Below are 18,780 nucleotides of genomic sequence, written 5' to 3' on the forward strand. Positions count from 1 at the left end.
ATGTTCATCCTGCGCTTCCTCTGGGCAGTCCTGACATCGCGCTGGCTGTGGACGCTGATCGGCATCACGCTGCTTTCCCTGGTCATCTGGGTGTTCGGTCCGATCGTCAGGGTCGGTCCCTACGAACCGTTCGCCTCTGAAAATGTGCGCATCGTCATCATCGCGCTGCTGGTCATCTTCTGGCTGATCTGGCTCATCGTCGCCCAGCGCCGGGCGATCCGCGCCAACCGCATGTTCGTCGCGGAGATTTCCGCGCCGGCGGTGGAAAAGCCGCTCAGCCCCGGCGAAGAGAACGTCGCCGCCGTGGGTGCCAAGTTTGCCGAGGTGATGGCCGAACTGAAGCGCCGCAAGCTGGGCGGGCGCAAGTTTCTTCGCGAAATGCCATGGTACGTGATCGTCGGGCCGCCGGCCACCGGCAAGACCACGGCCTTGCGTCAGTCCGGACTGAATTTTCCGATCGACCTCACCGACGACCTGCAGGGGGTCGGTGGCACGCGCAACTGCGACTGGTTCTTTTCCGAAAACGCGGTTCTGATCGATACCGCCGGCCGCTATGTCCAGCAGGAGAGCCAGCCCGATGTGGACGCGGCGGAATGGCTGGGCTTCCTCGACCTTTTGAAGAAACACCGGGGCCGCCGCGCGCTCAACGGTGTGATCGTCGCGCTTTCGATCGACGTGCTTTCGGAGGGCGACGAAGCCATCAAGGCGCACGGCCGCAAGATCCGCCGCCGGTTGGCCGAGCTCAACGACCGGCTCGAAATCCGCCTTCCGGTCTATCTGATGTTGACCAAAGCCGACCTGATCAAGGGTTTCGAGGCTTTCTTCGGCGGCCTGTCCACCGCCTCGCGCGAACAGGTATGGGGAACGACCTTCGCGCTGGATGCGCACGTCGATGCCAAGACCGTCGAACGGGAAATTTCGACGCTGGCGACGGAGCTCGAGCGGCGGCTGGTGCCGCGCCTGGAGGATGAGGACAAACTCGCTGCCCGTGCCGAGATCTTCAGGTTTCCGGCCCAACTCGCGAGCCTGTCCGAACCGATCCAGGTGCTGGTCGAGGCGATGTTCGGCGAAAGCCGGTATGAGGAAGTCGCCTGGCTGCGCGGGCTCTATCTGACATCGGCGACGCAGGAAGGGGCGCCCATCGACCAGCTGACCGCGGCGCTGTCTTCCTCCTTCGGCCTGCCGCCACGGCAGGCCCTGCCCGCACCAAGGGTCGAGAAACGCAGCTTCTTCCTGAAGAACCTGCTCACCGAAGTCATCTTCAAGGAAGCGGGGCTTGGTACGTTCGACCCGCTGGCGCAACGCCGCCGCGCCTGGATCTGGCGGGGTGCCGCGGCTGCATGTGCCGCGGCCGGCCTGTTGGCCGCCGGGGTGTTCACCTGGTCCTACTACGACAACCGCAATGCGATCTCGGCCCAGGCAGGCCAGTTCGAAGCGCTGCAGGCGCCGCTGACCTCTGTTGCCGCAACCCCGGCATCGGTGGAGCAGCCTGCCATGGACGGCGCGCTCGATGCGATGGACGCGGTCGCCAGTGCTCGCACAGCACCGCCGGGCGCCGCCCGGAATCTGCTGGGGCCATCGGCCTCGGCGGAACTGGTGCGGGCACAGACCGACACCTACGACCACGCCTTGCGCAACGTCCTCGAGCCACGCATGGTCGCACTGCTCGAGGCGACCATGTGGCGGCAGATCCGCGATCCGGATTTCATGCTCGGGGCCTTGAAGACCTATCGCATGATGACGGGTCTGTCGCAGATGGATCCCGATTTCGCCCAGAACTGGTGGGTGAACAGCCTGCCCGAATTCGCGGCCGCGGCACCCTTTCCGACCGCCGATGCCGAAGAGCATCAACTTGCCGCCATCCGCCGGATGACGGTCGACGAAAGCTATGTCGCGCCCGACCAGGCCCTGGTTGCCGAAGCGCTGAAAACGGTGTGCACGATTTCGTTGCCGGCGCGAGCCTACAAGCAGTTGCTGGCCGATCCGGCGGTGGCCGGGCTCAAGGAATGGATCCCGGCCAATTTCGCCGGCCCCAACGGCGGCAAGGTGTTTGCGCGGCGTTCCGCCAAGACGCTTCGCGTCGGCATTTCCGGAGCCTTCACCTATTCCGGCTTCCACGACGTCATTCTCGACCGCATCGACGATGTCGCCGCCCAGGCGGCGCTCGATCGCGCGGTCTTCGCCGGCGGCTGCTCGGAAAACTCCGAAACCTCGGTCTCGGCGCTGTCGGAGGATATTCTGAAGCTCTACTATGACGACTATATCGCGCAATGGGACAGCTTCCTGCGCGACATGCGGCTCGCGCCATTGACCGACCTCACTGTCGCCAGCGAAAATCTGAAGGACCTCTCGAGCGCCGATTCAGCGCTGAAGCGGCTGCTTACGGCGGTTGTTCAGGAGACCGAGTTGACGCGCTCCGACGAGGCGCCCGCCGACGACAAGGCGGCGGCCAAGGGCGCTTCGAAACTGCTCGGCAAGCTTGGCAAGCTCGGCAAGCTGGCGACCAGCGGTGCGAAACTGCTTCCACGCGCCGGGTCGGCCAGCGAGGTGGACCTGACCGGCAATCTGGTGGCCGAACATTTCAAACCGCTCAAGAGCACCATCGCCGAGGTCGATGGCCAGCCGCCGGCACTCGATGCGGCGGTTGTCGCGCTGACCGCGCTTTCTAACGTCCTACAGACGGTCACCGCGAACCCCAATCCGCAGGATGCCATCAAGAAGCAGGGCGGCCTTGCCGAACTGACGGGCGCGGTGGCCAGGCAGGCACAGATCCTGCCCGACCCCATCAACAGCTGGCTGGGCGGGATCGCCGGTGACACCAGCAATTTGACTCAAAAAGCGGTCACTTCGGAGCTCAACGCCATCTGGCGGGCCGACATACTGCCTTTCTGCCAGGCGGCGCTGAACGACCGCTATCCCTTCAGCGCCGACAGCGCGGTGGACGTCAATGTGCGTGATTTCGCCAGGCTGTTCGGACCGGCCGGGCTGATCGACGGTTTCATCAACGACCACCTGATCAACTATGTCGACACGACCAGCCAGCCATGGAAATGGCGTGCCGATTTCGGTCTCGATCCTTCGGCGCTGGCAGCGTTCGAGCAGGCCAGGCACATCCGCGACGATCTCTTTCCCGGTGGTACCGGACCGGTGATGAGCTTCACGCTCGAACCCAAGGACCTGTCGCCCAACGTCACGCGCGTCACGCTCAATCTCGATGGCCAGAGCCTCGTCTACTACAACAACGCGACGCGGCCGCAACCCATGACGTGGCCCGGCAAAGACGGCACCGGCGTTATCTCGCTCGCCTTCCAGCCGATCGACGGCTCGCCCGAAATCATGCTCAACGAGACCGGCAGCTGGGCATGGCTGAGGATGCTGCGCAGCGGCCGCTTCGCCGGCACGTCGCTGACCGATGTCTACAGCCTGCGCCTGGGCACGAAAGGCGTGTATGCCGATTTCGAGCTCAAGGCCGCCAGCGTCGAAAACCCCTACAATTTGGAAATGTTCAAGAAGTTCACATGTCCGCCACAGATATGAGCATCGGCTTCTTCGGCAAGATTCCGGCGACCGGAGACTTCGTCGCCGGGAACCTGCCGCGGACTTTCATCGACCGCTGGGACCGCTGGATGTCGATGGAATTGCTGGCGCGGCCCGATGAGGGAGAAATCAACCCGCGCGTCTGGCGCTTCGTCGTCCAGCCCGGCATTTTCGGTGACCAGCCTTGCGCTGGTGTCTGGCGCATGAGCGAGGACCGTGTCGGCCGGCGCTACCCGTTCGCGATTGTCGGTATTGGCACTCCGCCTGACGCTGCCGATCCGTGGTTCGACGCCGTTGCATCGCTTTCAACCGAAATCATCGACAATCTATGGTCGCCTGCCTGGATATCAGACCGCATCGGCCGTCTTCCAATACCTGCGCCGTCGACGCGAAGCGACAGCCGGATCGCGTTTTGGCTCGATGACTGGGAGGTACAGGAACTGGTCTTTTCCGACATACACGATCTCGCAGCGAATGCGCTCCCGGCCATGCGCGCCGTGCCGCCCGTAGAAGTTCTGCAGATATGACCAACACTGTCTTTGCCGAAGGGATGGGCTTTTTCCATAAAGGCAGCCCAGGTAAGGGCATAGCACCTGGCGATGTGTGCCTCACGCCGCCGCCGCCGCCGGGAGGCCCCGCGCCTATCCCCTATGTCAACGTGCTGTCGGCAAGTGATCTTACAAAGGGCAGCAAGAGCGTCAAATTCGATGGCGGCAATCCCACGGCACTCGAAAACGCATCCGAGATCGCGACCAGCACCGGCAACGAGGCCGGCACGCAGGGTGGTGGCGTAGTAACGCACAAAACCAAAGGCAAAGGGGTGTTCAAACTTTGGTCCTTTGTCGTCAAGGTCGAGGGAAAGGGAGTTGGGCGACATGGCGACATGATGGCCCAGAACACCGCAAGCGACTTGCCAAACTGTATCGACGCCAAGGCCGTAAACAACTTTATCATCAAGCTCGGCAAGGACTACAAGGACAATTGTCCGCCTTACGATGATACAAAGCACCGTCCACCTTTAACCGACGATCAATATGCCGCTGTCCGAGGCAAGCCGTGTTGGGAATGCGCCAGTCTTCCCAATCCGCCAACTGTTTTCTCGACCAAAGTTCTTAAGGACGCCGCCGGCGCGAATGTCTTCATCGGTAAAGTGGTCGCCGTGTTCGCACGGCCGAACCCCAAGCCGCACGCAACAGGAAGTACCTTCAATCCTGACGGGAGCGTGAAGGAAGCGGGCATGACGCCCGACCACCAGCCACCCCTGTCGGTGGCGTGGAAGATGGGTGGGTGTAAATTGCCGCCGCCGCCTGCGCCCGCAGGTTTCAAGCAGCATATGAGCTCGGATAAGGTCGTGAAACCGCACTGCTCTGCTCATGCGAGAAGCCAAGGCAAGAGGGCCGCGGCTGCGGCTGACGCCTGGGATTTTGCCAAGAAGGTATTTTAGATGGATACCCATAAAGACATTCAAAAGAGCTACATTGAAGCACTTCGGGCGATCGAACCCGAACTAACGCGTTGGTGGCTGGACCTTTGCCGTATACGCAGCCTCCAGGACACACCCCCACAGGATATCGTCGCCCGTTGGCCATTGGGCAGGTCGGGTCATCCGAGGGTGATTGCTGTGTTCAGAGAGCACTTTCTCCGAGTGGAAGTACTGAACGATCAGTTGCTTCTGGAATCCGAGGCTCGCATCGAACACCGTCACGTCGACGAGATGTCATGGGGTGTCGACGACACGTCAACACCAACCGGCGTGGTCAGCCCTCAAGACTTGCTGCTGAATGAAATCGCCTTCGTTGCTCCCGATCTTAGCCCCCTCGTGGACGGGTTGGTTTTTGTGCCAATTGGAATGAACCAGCATGAGGATGTCGTGTGATGGCCATCACAACGCTGCACGATACCGACGAAGGAATCCATCGCCTGATGAACGCAATGTTCGATCTCGGTGTCTATGATGGATGGCCTCGAACGGATGTCCGGCTAGCCGATACCGATGCAGTCTATCAAGAATATTTCGATGGCTATAGAATGTTGATGCACGACGTATGCGATGCCGCTGATACTTGGTGGACTGCCACGATCCAAGCTCAGCGCAATCGAGGACTCGATGATCAGGCTGCGGTCAAAGCGGCCTTTGCGGACCGACTGGCGGGCGCGGCTGCATATCCCAAGGTCGTCTGGATGGTGCGTTTCGGGTGGCTCGCAGTAGCCGAACTGAACAAGGCTCAGCGCCCCGATCAGCGCGTGCGCCCCGAAACGTTTCTGCTGCAATGGATGATCGATGAGGGGGAAACGGAAATCGTGCGCCTTTTGGCCTGCATGCCTTATTGGCCAATCGGACTGGATGAGCACGGAGATTGGTGCTGAAGCATGGCATTCGATATCTGGATCGAGAACCTATCGCCGTTTGAAGCAGGTACGCACCTGCAGCCCGACATGGATGGGCAGGAGGTTTTCGTCGCGCTGTTTTCTGCCAGTTTTGATGCAGAGGAAGATGAAAATGCCTTGAGGCCGGCGGATAGCCAGCTACCGATACTACTCGCCGACGTGCCCTATGGGGACCCCGTCTTGTCTTCGAACCTCCATGAAGCCGACATCGCCCTTGCAAAACCTGCGGCCGAAGTGATTCTCAACGGCACGGCCTACGCGCCAAACGGAAAGCCGACGCGTGAGATGCAGGTCGGCTTGAGGGTTGGCAGCATTCGCAAAGTGCTTAACGTCGTAGGGGATCGTATCTATGATGCGGGCGGCTATAGTGCACCAAATCCGTTCCAGACTATGCCGGTAATTTATGAGCGAGCTTATGGGGGGACGACGGCCGACGGAAAAGTCGATCAGCGTAATCCTGTGGGCGTGGGCTTCCATCATGCGCGCTCGGCTGATCCGGCCGTTCGAACACAAGCGCCCAACATTACTTATCCGGGCGAGCCGTTCACCAGTCCGTCCGACCGACCAAGGCCGGCCGGTTTTGGTCCAGTGGGCCGCGGATGGAAGCCGCGGATCGATTATGCCGGAACCTACGATCAGGTATGGATCGACACCCAGTGGCCGCTGCCGCCAAGAGACTTCGATCCTCGCTACAATTTGTGTAGCCCGGCTGATCAGCAACTGTCGCAATTGTCAGGAAGCGAAGACGTCAGCGTGATAGGGCTAACTCCCGACGGGCGCTGGGATTTTCGTCTGCCTCGGGTGGTGGCGCCGATACACTTAATCTTTGATGACCGGGTGGAGGAGCGCTCTTTCCAAGCCGACACAATCGTCATCGAACCAGATCTGCGGCGGGTAACCTTGAAGGCCAGACTGTCTTTCGTGACGCGCCGCAATGCGCCTGCCTTGCGCGGGATCATTTTTGGTCATGTCACGCCCGCGCTTCTTGTGGCACGCCGTAAGCAAAAGGCTTACCTCGCTCCGCGCAGCGGTCATGCCTCTCTGCGCGATAGACCGCAGTGGCTGCCGTGAAGCGCCCGCTTTATGTCGCCGGCGCCGGCGCGGTCACGCCAGCCGGTCTTAACGCCTTGCAAACTATAGCGGCAATCCGCGCCGGCCTCTCGGCGTTCCAAGAGAAGACCCTGGTGGAGCCCCTTGGTGCCGTCCAAATCGTTTCCCGAATCCCTTCCCATTACCAGTTGCGTCCGACCGACGGCGAATGGCTCGTCAACATGGCGTCGCGCGCCATTGTCGAGGCGTTGCGAACGAGTAGGGCCGGCTCGGCGGCTACGGCGATCCTGCTTGCCCCACCCGAGAGCTTCCGCAATCATCCGGCATACAACGATATCCCGCCATCCGGCTTTCTTGCGGCCGTGATCAAGGCGACCGGCAATCGCTTCCACCCCGCCTCGCGTGCGATCGATGGCGGCGCGGCGGCAAGCGTCAGCCTTCTCGATCGAGCGGTGGAACTGCTGGAGCAGCCAGACGTCGGACAGGTCCTGCTTGGCGGCGTTGACAGCCTCGTCAACGAAACCGATCTTTCCCGACTGAGCAAAGCCGGTCGCCTCAAAGGCGCGGAAAACGCGCAAGGTCTCGTGCCTGGCGAGGCCGCCGCTTTCGTTCGGCTGACGCGGGAGCCGGAAGGAAAGGCTGCGGTGGTGGCTGCCATTCATGGCGTCGGTACAGCCCAGGAGACCGACAGCGTGCTTTCGGACCGCTATAGCCAGGGTCGCGCTGTGCTCGGCGCCCTGCGCGATGCGGTGAGCGGACCGGGACCATCGGAGCCAGACATCAATTTCGTCGTCAGCAACAGCAATGGCGAACGTTACAGCGGCTGGGAAATGCTGATCGCCCGTCCCCGCTTCTATCGCACCCGCCGTGAAATCCTGCCCACCGCCTATCCGGCGATGACGATCGGCGACGTCGGCGCTGCCGGCGGAGCGCTGGCGCTGATGCTGGCGGCTGACAGTTTTGTGAACGACTATGCGCCGGGACGGACCGCCATCTGCGAGGTGGCTTCCGAAGGCGGCCTGCGCGCCGCCGCGGTGATGGCCGGCATGACCCGCCGCTGAACTCAAAACGTGTTCGTTCACATCCAGGCCGGGAACCGGCGCGTCCTGCGCCAATCGGTCAGCGGCGCATCCGGTTTGGCGAGTGCGGCGCGCATTGCGTTTAGCCGAAGCCTGCGCATCGAATGAAAGGTCTCGTGATTGCCCCCGCCGCGCCCCTCGTCCCACCATGCCATCACGCGATCGGCGACCGCAAGCGGGCTGGCGGTCAGGGATTCAAATTCCTTGCCGAGCACGGCCGGGTCTGTCGTGAACAGGTCGGTATCATTGAAATCCACATCGAGAAGATCGCGCAGCGCCAGCCCGGCGGCGAAGGCAAGCTCTGGCTCACGCATTCTGGCGATCAGCCATGGCATGACCGACCAGTCGCCAAAGAGGCCGATTGCCGCTGTCGCGGTGGCGCGCAAGGCAGGCTGCTTCAGACGGTCCTGCAACCAGGCCCTGCCGGTCTTCGGGGGTGTCGTCAGAAGGCGCATCTCGATCGCCGCGGACGCGAGGCCCGGCTCTGCCAGCACGATCCGGTCGAGTACCGGGTGAGCGGAGCGCGCTTCGCCAAGAAGGCAAGCCGCAAGGGCGGCCGTCAGGCGTTCCTTCGGCGTGTCGCCGTCAAGTCCGTCCAGCACCGCCGGAAGGAGGTCGCGCCGTTTCAGCCCGCCGGCAAGCCGAAACGCACGCCTGCGAACATCCGGGTGCGGATTGCTCAGCAAATCGCCGAGGCGGGCACCGGGATCGACGCGATGATGCCAGAGTGCCGCGAGGCCGAGGCCGCGCAACCGCGCATCGCGCGCGTCCAGCCATTCCGCCACGAACGGACGCAGGTTTTCGCGCGGCGAGCGCGCGATCGCGCCGGACAGGGCCGACACGCCAACCTCGCCCAGCGTCGCCGCGGCGTCGATCGCCGAGGCAACGGCTTCGGCATCGCCCCAGCGCAGCGCCAGTGCCCCGAGTACGAAAAGCTCGCCGGGCTCGGCATAATCGGCGAAATGCGCCTGGGCCGACTCCCAGCCGGCCTTTCCGGAGGCCATTAGCCCTTCGAGATTTGCATCCAGGCGTTGGTCGATGCGGCCGATGTCTTCTTCGCCGAGGATAGGGCCATCGATTTCACGGCGGCGGCGGAACCAGAGGAAGGCCGCGTCGCCGGCGTGCTGGTCCACGATGGCAGCGATAGACGCGATCCGCTGCATCGTGAACGCCTCAGTTGAGATGGATGGCCCCGCCGCGAATACGATTGGTGCCGCTGGCGTGGCTCGTCAGCTGGCTGCCGCGAATTGTGATGCGCCCGTCCTTCTCCAGGATGATCGACGCCTGTCCGCAGCGCAGCTCTATACGCTGGTCTGCGGTTATGGACACCTGTTCACCGTCGCGGACGATCTGCAGGTCCTTGTTTTTGCGCAACGGCTCAACGATGCGCCCAACCACAAGCGGCCGCAAAGGATCGCCACCCTCGAAAAGCAGGGCCACTTCCGAACCAATAGCCGCAGAGTCCAGTTCGGCGAGACTTCGCGCCGGGATGGCGGTTTCGCGCGGATTGCCGACAAATACCACCAACGGCATTCCGCCATCGAAGCCGATGAGCAGGCCGATCACCACACCGTCTATGCGCTCGAGCACTTTCATATTGGCGCCCTCAATTGTTGTTTATCGTGCTTGCTTTGACGATCACGTCGCCGTCGGCCTTGATATTGATGTCGCCGCTGCCCTTCAGGGAGATGTCCTTGCCTTCGACGCTGATGGTGCCGTCCTTCTTCATGGTGATCGTCGCCGAACCGCATTTCAGCGTGATAGAATCGCCTGCGTCGATCATCAGATTCTTGCCGACCTTGATCGAACTGTCTTCGGTGATGTCGATGCCGCTGCCCTTGCCGACTTTGAGCGAGTGCGCTCCATCGATTTGGGTGCCATCGTCCGCGGTGATCTTGGCGGTCCGGCCCTTGCCGATCGTCGAAGCATGATCGCCGTCTACATTGAATGTCTGATTTCCATTAATTTTCACCGTCTGGTCGGATTTGATGGTCCAGCTGTCGGAAGCCCCGATGTCATGGCTCTGCCCCAGCGTTACGCTGACGGAGCGGGTCGCGCCAATGCTGTTGGTCTGAACGCCGGCAACGCTGCGGGTCTCGGCGGCGCCGACGGTGTCGAAACGCGCGGCCTTGACGGTGACGGTCTGGACTATGCCGACGGTCTGCGTGTGATTGGCATCGATGTTCTCCGTCGAGTTCGACACGACATGGATGGTCTCGTTGGCCTTGACCGTCAGCGACCGGTTGGCGCCCACCGTTTCGGTGTCGTTCGAGCCGATGTTCGTCGTCTGATCGACGCCGACCTTGACCGTCTTGTTGTTGCCGACGTCCTCGTCGAGGTTGTGACCGACGGAATGCTTGGCGTCGTGGTCGATGCGGTCGGACTGGTCGTGCTGCACCAGCTTGGTGCGGTCGTGCTTGACCAGGAGGTTGTGATCCTTCTGCGCCTGGAAATTGACCAGTTCGGAGCCGGCCTTGTCCTCGAACATCAGCTCATTGTAGCCGCCGCCGCCTTTGGATGAGTCCGACTTCCAGCCGGATTGCGTGGCGCTGCCGGGCAGGCCGTAAGGCGGCATCTGGGAGGCGTTGTAGACCCGGCCGGTGATGATCGGCAGGTCCGGGTCACCCTCGATGAAATCGACGATCACCTCCTGGCCGATGCGCGGTATCTGGATGAAGCCCCAGCCGCTGCCGGCCCAGGTCTGAGACACGCGCACGAAGCAGGAACTGTTCTCATCCTTCTTGCCCAGACGATCCCAATGGAACTGGACCTTCACGCGGGCATATTTGTCGGTGAATATTTCTTCGCCGGACGGACCGACCACCGTCGCCGTCTGCGGCCCGCGCATGATCGGCCGTGGCGTGATCCGTGATGGGCGATAGGGCAAGGCGGTCGGCGCCAGGCCGAGGATCACCTTGAAGTTCTCGCTGTCGACGTCGGCATGGCTTCTGTAGCCCGGATCGAACAGCCTGTATTCGGCGCTGACCACCAGGTATTCCTGGTTCTGGTCCTCGCGCGGGAAGCCATCCAGCTTGAACGTGCAGCCCGAATACAGGCCGCGCACGGTTCCGACGGCGGCGATGCGCTGGTGCACAGCCTGGATTTCCTCGCGCCGGATCGCAGCCAGGCTGTCGCCCCGGCCCACTTCGAGATGCGCGCCGGGCTGGCGGTAGTTCTCGCCCGCAGCCAGTTTGTGACTGAACGGTTGGGCCGACTTGGCCATCAGGTCGGCGCCTGGCTTCTTGAAATCATAGTCCGTGTGGGCGTATGCGCCTGGGCGCACCGAACTGCCCAGTATCCATTCGGTGATGTATTCGACATCGTGCCGGAAACCCTGACCTTCAAAGTGGTAGGGCACTTTCCCGTAGCCCGGCGCAGGCTTCAGCTTGCTCATCGCATCGGCCAGGACAAGCGTGTGCTTGCCATCGTCATGCTCGAAGAAATACAGGATGCCTTCATGCTCGAGCAGCCGCTGCACGAAATCCAGATCGGTCTCGTCGTACTGCACGCAGTATTCGCGCGGAGGGTAGGATCCCTGCAGGCGCAGATCGAATTCCGCCGCGCTGTATTTCTTGAAGACGTCCTTGACGATGTCGACGACGCTCTTGTTTTGGAAAATCCGGCAATCGGTGGTGTTGCCGAGAAACCAGAGCCACGGCCTGACGACCGCCTCGTAATAGGCCAGCCGGTCCTCGATGCGGGTGAGCCGGAACTCGGACACGATGCCGCTGAACCAGCGTTTCGGATCGGATTCACCTTCGATCGAGACCGGGCCACCCAGCATCTTCAGCGGATCAACATCGGAGTTCGTGCTCACGAACCCGACCGTATAGGCAAAACAACGACTGATCTCATCGCGCCCGACAAGATGCGTGAAGGTCAACAGCTCGGCGCCAACCGGTGTCTGGACAACGGTGGCACGTTCATTCGGCATGGGTCGTGCCCCTCCTGGACGCGGCCGCCGGCGCGGTGGATTGAAGTTCCAGCACTCTGTTCAGGAACTTTTTCGACCCGCCGCACCAGGCCAAGTAGAGCCTACCACATGTTGTCCCGCCGACCAAAGAGGACGTGTGGCGACCGAACCCTGCCCTGTCGATGCATCGGCTCGAAACGCAGCTGTCCTGTTGTACGCGCAAACTGCTAGAATGGCGGAGTATCGATCAACGATCGACGGCGATCTTGGATGTACATCAGTCTACAAATCAACAATATCGACGCCTTGCCAGCCGGCATGCCGACCGGCTACGCAGCGCGTGATCGCGGCTTCGAAATCGGACGCGATGCTTGTGACTGGACCTTGTCGGATCCCGACAAGTTCATCTCGGGCCGGCACTGCGAGGTTCGATACGAGGCAGGCGCGTTCTGGTTGCACGACATCTCGCGCAATGGGACGTTCATCAATGGATCGAGCCAGCGCATGACCGGTCCGCATCGGCTGGGCCATGGCGACCGGATGCTGATCGGCCGTTATATCATCCTCGTATCGATCGACGAGGAGCGCGCCACGGCGGGCTATCCTCAAACCAGCCACGGTTCGACGCAGCGAGACATGCCGGCCGCGACAGGCCGGCCGCTGGAATTCGGAGATGGGGCTTTCTTCGATCCTGCGGATCAACGGTTCGGGCAGCGCGTTCCGGCGCCGTCGCACCCCACACCCCTGCCTTCGACCAGAGACGAGGTGCTGCGTGAGATCGCCATCGGAGCCGGCATTTCGCCGGAATTGCTTCAATTGCGCGACCCGCATGAAGTGGCCGCCGAAATCGGCGCGGTCCTGCGCGCGGTGGTCGAGGAACTGACCTTGCTGCTGAAAGCCCGCGCGGCCGCGAAAATGTTGGCCAAGAGCACGCAACGAACGATGATCAGTTCCGCGGACAACAATCCCCTGAAGTTCGTTCCGGGAACCGACGACATCCTCGAAATCATGTTCGCCCGTCGCAGGGCCGGCTATCTTGATGCCAGGCGCAGCATCGAAGATGCATTCCGCGATCTCAAGACGCACGAATTCGCCACCTATGCGGCCATGCAAGCCGCGCTCTCGCGGCTGCTCGACGACCTGTCGCCAGAGGCGATCGGCAGGAAACTTCCCCCGACGTCGTTCACGTCGAAGAAGAGCCAGGCATGGGATGCCTATGTCGCGACATGGCGGACCCTGGAGGAAGCACACGAAAACGGCATGCTGGATATATTCCTGGCCTATTTCAGCGAGGCCTACGCCAAAGCCGACAAGCAAAAATAGGCGATCCCCAAAAAAGGTGGCCCAGAAAATACATGGCCCAGAAAATACCTGGCCAAGCAACGCGTGGCCCGGCAGTCGGCGAAGAAAAGTCCCTTCGACGCCCGGCATCCGGTTCCAATCGACAATTTCTGAGATTACGATCGCATACGACAGTTCGCCAAGCGGGTAAGACTCATTGAGCTGGGGGTCTGCGGCAAATGTCATGTTACGGCGAGATAGCGCTTTCTAGCCAATCTTCCTCCGGACACTGCCACGGCCGGCAGGGGCTGCATTTCCCTTACCTGACCAGAAACCGTTTTGCGCCCATCTCGCCCAATCACGGGCACACCGCCTGCACGGACGATCGGCGATGAGCTCGAAGGACGACCCCTTCGGCCCGGCGGGCAAGACCGTCATTCGTGCAAGTCCACGGCGCGAGCAAAAATCGCCGGCAGTTCCTCCGGCACAAGTCGCGGACGGGGGCCAACCCTCTCGGGTCAAGGATTCAACGGTATTCGATCCTGTCGGGCCGCATACACCGGCGGGCTGGGCATCCGGAACCGTGATTTATCAAGGTGCGGCCTTGGGTACCGCGGCAGGCGCAGGCTCGTCCGCCGCCGCGCCGACGCCAGCCGTCGAGCAGGCAACGCTGCTCAGCGCCGCGGGCATCGTCAAATACTCCGTCGCAAACCCGATGCTCGCTGCGGCAGCGCCTTTGCTGATGCTGTTCGGGCAGCTCAGGCTTATATCAGTCGAAAGACAAGCGGAGCCACTGGCGCAACATGTCGCCGACGCGATTGAGAAATTCGACCGCACGGTGGAGAAGGCAGGCGTTCCCGAAGAGGATGCGCGGATTGCGAAATTTGCTCTGTGCGAAACCGCCGACGATCTCATCGGCAACCTGCCTTGGCCCAAGAGTGACGACTGGGCGCAACACGGCATGCTGCGCCAGTTCTTTCACACCGAGACCACCGGCACGGGCTTCTACGAAGCACTGAACAAGATACTGGCCAATCCCGAGCCGCACTACGATCTGCTCGAACTGATGCATGCCTGCCTGTCGCTGGGTTTCGAGGGCCAGTATCGAGGCGTGACGCGCGAAGACAATAATCTCGAACGCGTTCGGCGCGACGTCTACGAGACGCTTCGCTACTTCCGGGCGCGTGCCGGCGACGACATCTCGCCGCACTGGCAGGGCCTGGCGGCGACGATGGCGCAGCCGCCGGCCCGCCTGCCGCTCTGGATCGTCGCGGCAGCGGCGTCGGCGCTGCTGACAGCGGCGTTCTTCGCGTTGCGGATCTTCATCACCAATGAAGGCGACGCCGCCGCTGGTGAATTGTTGGCACTCAACCCATCGACACCGGTCGCCATCGAGCGCGCCAGCGTGGCGCCGTTGGCCGAACCCCCGAAAGTCATCCCACCCGCAGCCACCGCGCAGATTGATCGCATCCGCTCGGCACTGGCCAAGGAAGTCGAAGGCGGTGGGCTGACCATAGGCACGAAGGGCGACTTCATCGTGGTGGAAATCAACAATCTCCTGCTGTTCCAGTCCGGCAAAGCCGAGGCCAAGCCGGAATTCCAGCCCATCGCCGCGGACATCGCCGCCGCTCTGGAACCCGAGCCTGGACCAATCCGGATCGTCGGCCACACCGATAATGTGAAACCGCGAAAATCGAGCCCGTTCAAATCCAACTTCGACCTTTCCGTCGCCCGGGCGAAGGCTGTCGAAACGATGATGGCACCGAAATTCAGCAATCCCTCGCGACTGACGGTCGATGGCAAGGGCGAGGACGAACCGATCGCCGACAATGCGACGCCAGAGGGACGCGCCAAGAACCGCCGTGTCGATGTGATGATCCGCAGGGAGGAAACATTGTGAGCATGGCCAGTTGGAAGCGCCCCGGTTGGAAGCGCCCATGACGCGTTGGCTGCTGCGGATATTCAGCGTGATCGCGCTGGCCGGTTTCGCGGCGGCAGTGTGGTTCGCCGGACCCTTGATCCGTTTCGCCGATACCCGCCCGCTGGGACCTGCCTGGCTGCGCGCGACTATCATCGGTGTCATCGTGGCGGCGCTGGCGCTGTTCTACGGGCTGCGTTTCTGGCAGGCGAGGAAGGCGCAAAAAGCGCTCGAGACGGCGGTTGCCCACAACGACGACGGGAATGACGACTCGCGGGTGCTCGAGGCGCGCATGAATGAGGCGGTGGCGGCGCTCAAACGGTCGAGCGGCAAGCGCAACTTCCTCTACGAGATCCCCTGGTACGTCGTCATAGGTCCGCCGGGTGCCGGCAAGACAACGGCACTGGTCAATTCGGGTCTGAACTTTCCGCTTGCCGGTTCGGGGGACGCCCAACCGGTGGCTGGCGTTGGCGGAACACGAGCCTGCGACTGGTGGTTCACCGACCAGGCCGTGCTGATCGACACCGCCGGACGCTACACGACGCAGGATTCCAATGCTGAGAGCGACAAGAAGAGCTGGCTCGCCTTCTTGTCGCTGCTCAAGCGATGGCGCACCAGACAACCGATAAACGGCGTCATCCTGGCCATCAGCCTTGCCGATCTGATGAGCTTCGACGATCGGCAGCTCGATGCTCACATCGTCGAGATACGCAGCCGCCTCAGGGAAATTCACGAGACGCTGAAAATCCAGTTTCCAGTCTACCTGCTTTTCACCAAGGCTGATCTTGTTTCCGGGTTCATGGATTACTTCGGCGGTTTCGACGAGCCGCGCAGACGCAAGGTGTGGGGCGCGACGTTCCAGACCGCGGAGCGCGACAGGAACATGGCCGCCGAGGCCCCTGCCGAATTCGACGCGCTGGCAAAACGACTGGCGGACGAGATGGCCGACCGCCTGCAGGAAGAAGCCGATCCGGTCACCCGTATCTCCGTCTTTGGCTTTCCGGCACAGTTTGGCGCGTTGCGGGGTCGAATTACCAGTTTTGTCGCCAGCCTGTTCGATCCGACCCGCAGCCAGGTGAACGTCAGCCTGCGTGGACTGTATTTTTCGTCAGGCACGCAAGAGGGAACGCCGATCGACCAGGTGCTGGGCGCGATCAGCCGCAATTTCGGCAGCAATTCCCGCCCTCATCTTTCCGGAACCGGTAAAAGCTTCTTTTTGTATGATCTGCTGACGGACGTCATTTTTGCCGAATCCGGATGGGTTTCGTACGACAAATCAGCTGCGAGGCGGGCGGCAATCGCCAGATTTGGCGGCCTCGGCGCAATAGCTTTGATCGCTGCCGCTGTACTGGGTATCCTGGCCCTGAGCTTCGCGGCCAACCGGTCGCTGATCGCCTCCACAACCCGGGCCATGGGCCAGTATCGCGAGACGGCGGACCCTCTGCTCAAGACGACCACAGTCGCCGATGTCGACCTTGAAAACGTCATCGGCCCGCTCGATCAGTTGCGCGATCTGCCGGCCGGGTTCGAAACCGGCGACTTGCCGACGCCGATCGAGGAGACGTTCGGCCTCAGTCAGCGGGAGAGACTTCTCTCGGCCTCCAAAACGGCTTACCGGCAAGCGCTGGAACGAATGTTCCGATCGCGCCTGCTGATCCAGGCCGAGCGGACGATCCAGGCCAGGATGGCTGATCCCGTCGCGCTCTACGAACCGTTGAAAATCTATCTGATGCTTGGCGGCAAGGCGCCGAAGGTCGATGACACGTTGATCGTTTCCTGGATGAAGCAGGATTGGGAACAGAACCGATATCCAGGCGAAAACAACCGCGCAGGACGCGAGCAACTTGAAAAGCACCTGCGCGCGATGCTTGCATTGGACGACGCCTATGATCCCGTTTTCGAACTTAACCAGCCGCTTGTTGAAGCCGCTCAGCGCTCTCTGGGGCGCATGAGCCTCGCCGATCGAGCTTCCGCATTGATCAAGTCGGCGGAATACGCGGCAGCGCTGAACGATTTCTCTGTTTCCCTGAAAGGTGGCCCGGAAGCGCAGCTGCTGTTCGAGCGCATCGACGGCAGCGATCTGTCAGGCCTTCGTGTTCCCGGTATCTACACCCATGCCGGCTTCAACACCTTCTATCTCCGGCAACTTTCGCGCATTGCGCAGATGCTTGTCGACGAGCAGTGGGTTCTCGGCGGCGGCGGCGAACAAGGCGACATCGACCAGCAGTTGCTCAGGCTCGGCCCCGAACTTCTCGATCGCTACGGGAAGGAGTTCGCAGCGGCGTGGAACAGCGTTCTCGACCAGTTGAAATTCAAAGCGATGCTGACGGACAAGCCGCACTACATCGCGCTTTCCGCCGCTGCCTCGCCAACCTCACCGATAAACCAGCTCTTTGCGGCGATCGCCAACGAAACGGCACTGACGCGAGACCCCGGTGACGGCAACAGCGCTGGCGCCGAGGTCGGAGCAGGCACGGCTCAAAACCAGCCATGGAGCGCCGCAGATCTGGGCAAGGGCCTGGCCCGCATCGGCATACAAATCGCCACAGGCAAATCGCAAAGCCGCGCCGGCACGGGGGAGATGCAGAACCTGAATCCAGGTGCGAACATCGAAGCGCAGTTCAGATCATTCCAGGCCCTGGTGAACGGCCCTGCCGGACACCGCCCGATCGACGCACTGACCCAGAACTTCAGCGATATCTATCAGAGCCTGCAACTGGCGGCCGAAGTTCCATCGCAGACGGAGCGCGTCAATGCCAATCTGCAGCTGCAGATAGCCACCCTTCGCGCCAATGTCTCGCGTCTGCCCAAGCAACTCGGCCGGATGGTCAACGCGACGGCAGATGAGTTTGAAGGCAACGTCGCCGAAACCTCGGTGGCAAACCTGAACCAGAGACTCGACCAGACGGTCACGGCTCCCTGCGAGGCGGCGATCAACGGCCGTTATCCCTTCGCCGGCAACGCCACCGAGGATGTTGCCATGGCGGATTTCGCGAAACTTTTCGCCCCGGGCGGGTTGATGGACCGGTTCTTCGCGCAAAATCTCGCATCGCTGATCGACATGACCGGCCAGGACTGGAGCTGGAAACAGGATGCGCGCTTTGGACGCGACCTGTCGAAATCGACCCTGAAAGACTTCCAGCTGGCCGCGGAAATCCGCAGCGCCTTTTTTCCATCGGGCGGTTCGGTGCCCTCGGTCAGCATCACCTTCACCCCATTCTCACTGCATGGCGATGCCGATACGGCGATACTCGATGTCGACGGTCAGATCGTCCAGAGCAACCAGACGGGTAACGCGCCAAGCACGGTGACCTGGCCAATCGGTACGGCTTCCGCGTCCGCCAGTCTAAGCCTGACGCCGGAAATGCCGGGCCGCGAATCCGCCATCAGGTTCGAAGGGCCATGGGCACTGAAGCGGCTTCTGGACAAGGCCGCCATCACCGGCAATGACAGCAACACGCAAGCGCGCTTCGTGATCGGCGGACGCGACGTTACCTATACGATCCAGACAGGCTCCGGCTCCAGTCCCTTCCTCCTCCCCGCGCTTTCCGGGTTCAGCTGTCCCAAGGCGTTTTGAGATGGGAGCGATCCAGGCCGTGAACTCATAGCCGCGC

General features: G+C 61.9%; 13 protein-coding genes. 10 read left to right on the top strand and 3 right to left on the bottom strand.

Features of this window, described 5'->3' with window-relative positions:
- The 7 genes from tssM (ACFSQT_RS20565) to ACFSQT_RS20595 are packed head-to-tail and all read left to right on the top strand — an operon-like array spanning position 1 to position 8,036.
- Positions 1-3,537, top strand: a complete 3,537-nt coding sequence (gene tssM / locus ACFSQT_RS20565; RefSeq protein ID WP_379021526.1) for a type VI secretion system membrane subunit TssM — start codon at positions 1-3, stop codon at positions 3,535-3,537.
- Complete coding sequence (gene tagF, locus ACFSQT_RS20570) at positions 3,519-4,064, top strand: type VI secretion system-associated protein TagF (RefSeq protein ID WP_379021528.1); 546 nt, start codon at positions 3,519-3,521, stop codon at positions 4,062-4,064. The genes tssM (ACFSQT_RS20565) and tagF overlap by 19 nt, the downstream gene beginning before the upstream one ends.
- Positions 4,061-4,981 carry a PAAR-like domain-containing protein gene (locus tag ACFSQT_RS20575; RefSeq protein ID WP_379021530.1) on the top strand — a complete coding sequence of 307 codons (921 nt, stop codon included), beginning with the start codon at positions 4,061-4,063 and terminating at the stop codon, positions 4,979-4,981. The genes tagF and ACFSQT_RS20575 overlap by 4 nt, the downstream gene beginning before the upstream one ends.
- Positions 4,982-5,413 carry a hypothetical protein gene (locus tag ACFSQT_RS20580; RefSeq protein WP_379021532.1) on the top strand — a complete coding sequence of 144 codons (432 nt, stop codon included), beginning with the start codon at positions 4,982-4,984 and terminating at the stop codon, positions 5,411-5,413.
- The gene (locus tag ACFSQT_RS20585; RefSeq protein WP_379021534.1) at positions 5,413-5,904 is read left to right on the top strand and encodes a hypothetical protein; all 492 of its coding nucleotides are present in this window, start codon (positions 5,413-5,415) and stop codon (positions 5,902-5,904) included. Before ACFSQT_RS20580 ends, ACFSQT_RS20585 begins: the two co-directional genes overlap by 1 nt.
- Positions 5,905-5,907: 3 nt before the next feature.
- Positions 5,908-6,996, top strand: a complete 1,089-nt coding sequence (locus ACFSQT_RS20590; protein WP_379021536.1) for a DUF2169 family type VI secretion system accessory protein — start codon at positions 5,908-5,910, stop codon at positions 6,994-6,996.
- Positions 6,993-8,036: a hypothetical protein gene (locus ACFSQT_RS20595; protein ID WP_379021538.1), complete on the top strand. Its 1,044-nt coding sequence runs from the start codon at positions 6,993-6,995 to the stop codon at positions 8,034-8,036. The genes ACFSQT_RS20590 and ACFSQT_RS20595 overlap by 4 nt, the downstream gene beginning before the upstream one ends.
- Before the next feature lie 17 nt (positions 8,037-8,053).
- On the opposite strand, the gene ACFSQT_RS20600 is transcribed toward ACFSQT_RS20595, so the two are convergent.
- The 3 genes from ACFSQT_RS20600 to ACFSQT_RS20610 are packed head-to-tail and all read right to left on the bottom strand — an operon-like array spanning position 8,054 to position 11,988.
- On the bottom strand, positions 8,054-9,217 hold the full coding sequence (locus ACFSQT_RS20600) for a hypothetical protein (protein ID WP_379021540.1): 1,164 nt from the start codon (positions 9,215-9,217) through the stop codon (positions 8,054-8,056).
- Positions 9,218-9,227: 10 nt separating this feature from the next.
- Positions 9,228-9,650 carry a DUF6484 domain-containing protein gene (locus ACFSQT_RS20605; protein ID WP_379021542.1) on the bottom strand — a complete coding sequence of 141 codons (423 nt, stop codon included), beginning with the start codon at positions 9,648-9,650 and terminating at the stop codon, positions 9,228-9,230.
- Positions 9,651-9,660: 10 nt separating this feature from the next.
- Positions 9,661-11,988 carry a type VI secretion system Vgr family protein gene (locus ACFSQT_RS20610; protein ID WP_379021544.1) on the bottom strand — a complete coding sequence of 776 codons (2,328 nt, stop codon included), beginning with the start codon at positions 11,986-11,988 and terminating at the stop codon, positions 9,661-9,663.
- Between the two features lie 249 nt (positions 11,989-12,237).
- On the opposite strand from ACFSQT_RS20610, the gene tagH reads away from it, so the two are divergent.
- The 3 genes from tagH (at position 12,238) to tssM (ACFSQT_RS20625) (ending at position 18,743) form a co-directional block, all read left to right on the top strand.
- Positions 12,238-13,290, top strand: coding sequence for a type VI secretion system-associated FHA domain protein TagH (gene tagH, locus ACFSQT_RS20615; protein ID WP_379021546.1), 1,053 nt, complete (start codon positions 12,238-12,240; stop codon positions 13,288-13,290).
- A gap of 349 nt (positions 13,291-13,639) precedes the next feature.
- A complete protein-coding gene (gene tssL, locus ACFSQT_RS20620; RefSeq protein ID WP_379021548.1) occupies positions 13,640-15,148 on the top strand; it encodes a type VI secretion system protein TssL, long form in 1,509 nt (502 codons plus the stop codon).
- A gap of 37 nt (positions 15,149-15,185) precedes the next feature.
- Positions 15,186-18,743, top strand: coding sequence for a type VI secretion system membrane subunit TssM (gene tssM, locus ACFSQT_RS20625; protein ID WP_379021550.1), 3,558 nt, complete (start codon positions 15,186-15,188; stop codon positions 18,741-18,743).
- Positions 18,744-18,780 lie beyond the last annotated feature (37 nt).

It is taken from the genome of Mesorhizobium calcicola (assembly GCF_042682105.1).
GTDB lineage: Bacteria > Pseudomonadota > Alphaproteobacteria > Rhizobiales > Rhizobiaceae > Mesorhizobium > Mesorhizobium calcicola.

Coding starts and splice junctions, on each gene's coding strand:
- tssM (WP_379021526.1), top strand. CDS start 1: ATGTTCATCCTGCGCTTCCTCTGGGCAGTCCTGACATCGCGCTGGCTG.
- tagF (WP_379021528.1), top strand. CDS start 3,519: ATGTCCGCCACAGATATGAGCATCGGCTTCTTCGGCAAGATTCCGGCG.
- ACFSQT_RS20575 (WP_379021530.1), top strand. CDS start 4,061: ATGACCAACACTGTCTTTGCCGAAGGGATGGGCTTTTTCCATAAAGGC.
- ACFSQT_RS20580 (WP_379021532.1), top strand. CDS start 4,982: ATGGATACCCATAAAGACATTCAAAAGAGCTACATTGAAGCACTTCGG.
- ACFSQT_RS20585 (WP_379021534.1), top strand. CDS start 5,413: ATGGCCATCACAACGCTGCACGATACCGACGAAGGAATCCATCGCCTG.
- ACFSQT_RS20590 (WP_379021536.1), top strand. CDS start 5,908: ATGGCATTCGATATCTGGATCGAGAACCTATCGCCGTTTGAAGCAGGT.
- ACFSQT_RS20600 (WP_379021540.1), bottom strand. CDS start 9,217: ATGCAGCGGATCGCGTCTATCGCTGCCATCGTGGACCAGCACGCCGGC.
- ACFSQT_RS20605 (WP_379021542.1), bottom strand. CDS start 9,650: ATGAAAGTGCTCGAGCGCATAGACGGTGTGGTGATCGGCCTGCTCATC.
- ACFSQT_RS20610 (WP_379021544.1), bottom strand. CDS start 11,988: ATGCCGAATGAACGTGCCACCGTTGTCCAGACACCGGTTGGCGCCGAG.
- tagH (WP_379021546.1), top strand. CDS start 12,238: ATGTACATCAGTCTACAAATCAACAATATCGACGCCTTGCCAGCCGGC.
- tssL (WP_379021548.1), top strand. CDS start 13,640: ATGAGCTCGAAGGACGACCCCTTCGGCCCGGCGGGCAAGACCGTCATT.
- tssM (WP_379021550.1), top strand. CDS start 15,186: ATGACGCGTTGGCTGCTGCGGATATTCAGCGTGATCGCGCTGGCCGGT.